General features: G+C 42.6%; 5 protein-coding genes. 4 read left to right on the plus strand and 1 reads right to left on the minus strand.

Translation table 11 applies throughout. The annotated features are described in order from the left end of the window. Positions 1-428: 428 nt before the first annotated feature. On the plus strand, positions 429-1757 hold the full coding sequence (gene hflX / locus JNN12_01735; protein MBL7977032.1) for a GTPase HflX: 1329 nt from the start codon (positions 429-431) through the stop codon (positions 1755-1757). Between the two features lie 103 nt (positions 1758-1860). Then, a complete protein-coding gene (locus JNN12_01740) occupies positions 1861-2529 on the plus strand; it encodes a CBS domain-containing protein (GenBank protein MBL7977033.1) in 669 nt (222 codons plus the stop codon). 81 nt (positions 2530-2610) lie between these two features. Here JNN12_01740 and JNN12_01745 read toward each other — a convergent pair whose 3' ends face one another. Then, positions 2611-3033 (minus strand): OsmC family peroxiredoxin, encoded by a 423-nt coding sequence (locus JNN12_01745; protein ID MBL7977034.1) that lies wholly within the window; start codon positions 3031-3033, stop codon positions 2611-2613. 770 nt (positions 3034-3803) lie between these two features. On the opposite strand from JNN12_01745, the gene JNN12_01750 reads away from it, so the two are divergent. Next, complete coding sequence (locus JNN12_01750) at positions 3804-4058, plus strand: MarR family transcriptional regulator (GenBank protein ID MBL7977035.1); 255 nt, start codon at positions 3804-3806, stop codon at positions 4056-4058. A 330-nt stretch (positions 4059-4388) separates the two neighbouring features. Next, a partial coding sequence (locus JNN12_01755; protein ID MBL7977036.1) for a hypothetical protein occupies positions 4389-4528 on the plus strand: 140 nt, incomplete at its 3' end.

Consider the following 4528-nt stretch of genomic DNA (forward strand, 5'->3'; position numbering starts at 1 on the left):
GAGCCGTAAAGGGTTTACATAGATTTACCCGTTACAATATAAGATTTTCTAAAGTAGGGGTGCAACTTTTTAAGGGCCTAATTTTAGGAGCTGATTGTTTGTAGCCGGAGGATGGGGCGTGGTCGTAAACCCAATGCCTCGCCGCAAACCACAGAAGCGTTTGAATCGTTCATTAAAGCATGATAGGTGTGGGTAAATGCGGTATGATTGAAATCTGTACGCACCGCAAAGAAAACGGGATACATCACCAACACCTGCAAGTTGGTATTATACGCGCCATTGACGAATTCATTGAAACCAAATGCCAGTTAAGGGCGTTTGAAAGATGTTTTAATGTGACGCTAAAACATCGCCCAATATAAAACAGCCCTTCGTTTCATCAACCAGACTCCATTACCCATTTGAACGCTGAATCTTTTTTGAATGAACTGAATCCTACCCAAAAAAAACCGGAAACGGCGATTGTGGTGGGCTTAATTACACCCGAAGTTTCCAAGTGGTATGTAGAAGACGCCCTAAATGAATTGGAACTTTTGGCCGATACGGCTGGCGCACAGGTGACAGGACGATTTGTCCAAAACCTGCCTAAAATAAACGCCGCTACTTACCTTGGCTCCGGAAAAATTGCTGAATTGGCCGAGTGGGTGGAGCGCGAAAAAACCGATATGGTCATCTTCGACGACGACCTCTCACCTATGCAAATTCGGAACTTAGAGCGTACCCTGAAATGTAAATTGGTGGATAGAACAGGACTGATCCTTGATATTTTTGCCAGCAGAGCCAAATCCGCTACCGCCAAAACACAGGTGGAACTTGCCCAATTGGAATACATGCGTACCCGCCTTACGCGCCAATGGACGCACCTTTCCCGCCAAAAAGGGGGGATTGGAACGAAGGGGCCGGGCGAAACCCAGATCGAGACAGACCGCCGCCTTATCGGAGATCGGATTGCTGTTCTCCGCCGGAAATTGGCCGAAATAGACCGCCAACGCGCCACACAACGCAAAAACCGCGAACAAGAATGGCGGGTCTCGTTGGTGGGTTATACCAACGCCGGAAAGTCCACTTTGCTCAATACCATCGCGAATGCCACCGTTCTTGCCGAGAACCGCTTGTTTGCAACTTTGGACTCTACTACCCGAACCGTTTTCCTCAGCCCAGATTGGAAAGCGCTGCTCTCTGATACTGTTGGTTTTATCCGAAAACTGCCCCATAAACTCGTAGAAAGTTTCAAAAGTACCCTCGACGAAGTGCGCGAAAGCGATGTGCTCCTACATGTGGTGGATGTGAATCATCCCAATTTTGAGCAACATATTGCGGTTGTCAATGAAACGCTCCGTGAATTGGGCGTGACGGAAAAGCCCACCCTTATGGTCTTTAACAAAATTGATGCCTTAGAGGAACGGGGCCTCCTTATGGCCCTCCGCGAGCAATTTCCGGATGCGGTGATGGTCTCTGGCTTGCGTGGAATGGGCATCGAGGAACTAAAACGCCGCCTCCAAGCCTTTATTGAACGCGATTATGTGGAGCGCATTGCCTATTTCCCCATGCACATGACCCGTGCGGTTGCCTATATCCATAAGTCTGCCGAGGTCTTGGATGAGTCCTATGTGATGGCCCAAGCCCGTTATGCCGATGAATCCGAATTGGTGACAAGGGTGCATTTCCGTCTGTCGCCCAAGTTGACCAAAGAAATAGATGGCCTTTTGAACTCGTTGCCAGAATACATCCCAACCGATGAGCCTGCTTTGGTATAAATAAAACCCAAAAAAGACTAAAATAATTTTGCATTCATCGCCGTTTTTTCGTACATCTAAGGATAGGCCCTAAATAACCATTAACACACAAAAGGCCACTTGCATGATAGCCTCTCAATTGTTAAGCCCCATAACCCCGGCACTCAAACCGGATGACACGATAGAGGTGGCCTTGGAGTTGCTCTCGGAGTACCGGGTTCGGCATTTACCAGTCGTACAAGATCAGACCGTGCTTTTAGGCATTGCCTCGGAAGAACAACTGCTTAGCCTAAGCGATTGGGACGAAACGCTCGAAGCACAATACCTTCCATCCCCGGTTAAAGTACAGGAAACCGAACATGCCTATGAAGTGGCCCGCTTGATGTCTTTGCACGACCTCACAACCATTCCAGTAGAAGACGAGGAGGGAAAATATGCTGGCCTCGTGGAGCGAAAGCAACTCTATGACTGGTTTTGTAATATCCTGAATGTACAGGCCGATGGGGTGGTATTGGAGTTAGAGGCAAAAGAATCCCGTGATTTTTCTCCCGCCCGTATTGCTTATCTGGTAGAAGAAAACAATGGCAAAATTTTGTCTCTCACCACCGATTCGCCCTTAGATTGGGAAGGACGGCTGCGCGTAACCCTGAAGCTCAACACAAACCACGCGAGCAGAATCCGGCATGTATTGGAGCATCATGGTTACCATGTTTTGGCCGATTTTGGGGAGCGCGAGACCGATGAAGACTTGCAATATCGTGCCCAAGCGTTTCTCCGCTATCTGGAAGTATAAGTTTTTTGGGCACTGCTTTGTTACAAAAACGGGCGCATCTGACATAGGTGCGCCCGTTGTATTGTGCATGTAGGCACGCCTTTAGACCAAGCGTGCATCCAAAGAAATGGCCGCATTGAGCACCTTAGAAACCGGACAATTCTCTTTTGCATCGGTAGTGGCAGCCAAAAACTGTTCATCTGAAATACCTGGAACTTTGGCTTCTACGTCCAGATAGATGGTCTCGATCACGCCTTCGTTCATGTGCAAAGTGCCTTTTACGTCTAATGCTTCTGGTGTAAAGCCCATCCCTCCCAGTACAAAACTGAGTTTCATTGCATAACAACCTGCATGGGCAGCCACTATTAGTTCCTCCGGATTGGTGCCAAGTGAGCCATCTTCGTTTTTGAAACGTGCTTTAAATGAATAGGGATGATGCTCCATAAAACGACTCATCGGCGTGGTAAGGGTACCAGTACCTTCTGCACCAGAACCTTTCCAGTGTGCAAGAGCGGTTCTTTTGATAGACATACAGTTTAGGGGTTTGTGTTTGGGAAAAATGTGTATTGTGCTTGAGGAACGCCTTCCACGGTGTTTGGTTTCGGCTTTTTTACCTTGTATAAAGCCTGTTATCAGCGATACCACCCAGCCTAATGAAATATATTGGTAAATTGCGTGCTTAAGCGGTAGCATTAACATAGATGTTTTATGAGTGATGTATTCCCCTCCTCGCCGTAATATTTTTCTGTTGTGCAGAATCTTTAATAAGAACAAGAACTTAGTTGCCTTTAAATGATTTTTTTGAAGAAAGATATCCCTATTTACGAAATAGCCTTATCTTAAAATCTGTAATCTATTTAAATCTTCAACGGCTCATCATGGCGCACTGCACGGGATAATTCATATAGTATATCCATAGCCCGTTCACACGCCTTTTTTATTGTAAAGTGTAATAAAAAAGTGTTTTAATATTTAATAGTATAAGTTTATACATAGATAAAAATATTAATGAATAGAATAAAAAATAAATTTGCATATTATATATTCGTTTATTATATTTAAATGCCTGCTTTATTAGGTAAATAATTTTAGCATGCGGATAATAGTGACAGGTTTTGTGACTTTTTTTATTCTCGAAATTGATTCGAGCTAAAATTAAGATAAGGCTTTTTATCGTTGTTTGAAGTTAATAAAAATTATATAAAGAAATTAAAATGCAAGTAAGAAATACGAATTTTAGTTTTGAAAAAAATAGAAAAAAAAGTACAAGATTTTTATTGTAGCAAGTTACTAACTTGTGGCGAAGAGAAATCAAAAAAGCGTTGGAGAAATATGAGTTAACACACGCTCAATTCGTATTGCTTGTAAGTATTCATAGGCTGACCTTGGAGAAGCAGAGCGTAACACAAATTTTGCTATCTAATCATGCTAAAATTGACTTAATGGCAACTTTAACAGTTTTGAGAACCTTGCAAACAAAAGAGCTTATAGAACGACAAGAACACGAAACGGACACAAGAGCTAAAATAGTTGGTCTTACTGAAGTTTGATGTAAAAATATAGAAAATAATTAAGACAGTTAAGTAATTTGATAAACAGTTTTCGGCTCAACTTAATAACGAAACAAAAAATTTTGACAATAAATTAAATGCATTACTCGATAATACAAACAATACATAATAGCCGCTTGGCAAAAGTGGGGCTTCGTCCTTCTACAAAAATCAAGTATTGGATGCCAATTTTGTGTTCAGAATAAAATCAGCGGAGCTAAATTTGCCACTGTGCGAAGCGGTAAAACATTGCCTACCACTTTAATAAACGAACTATGTAATCAAGAAAAGGATTAGCTTTGTCCATCATACATTAAATCCAAAATATAAATGATTATTGCCAACCCTATTTATGATGTTGTTTTTAAGCGTTTAATGGAAAACGACAAGGTCGTTAAATTTTTCATTGGGACGCTTTTAGAGCAGACCATTGAACGTGTAGAAGTAAAGCCACAGGAATTTACTTACAC

The sequence above is a fragment of the Bacteroidetes Order II. bacterium genome, from assembly GCA_016788705.1.
GTDB lineage: Bacteria > Bacteroidota > Rhodothermia > Rhodothermales > UBA2364 > UBA2364.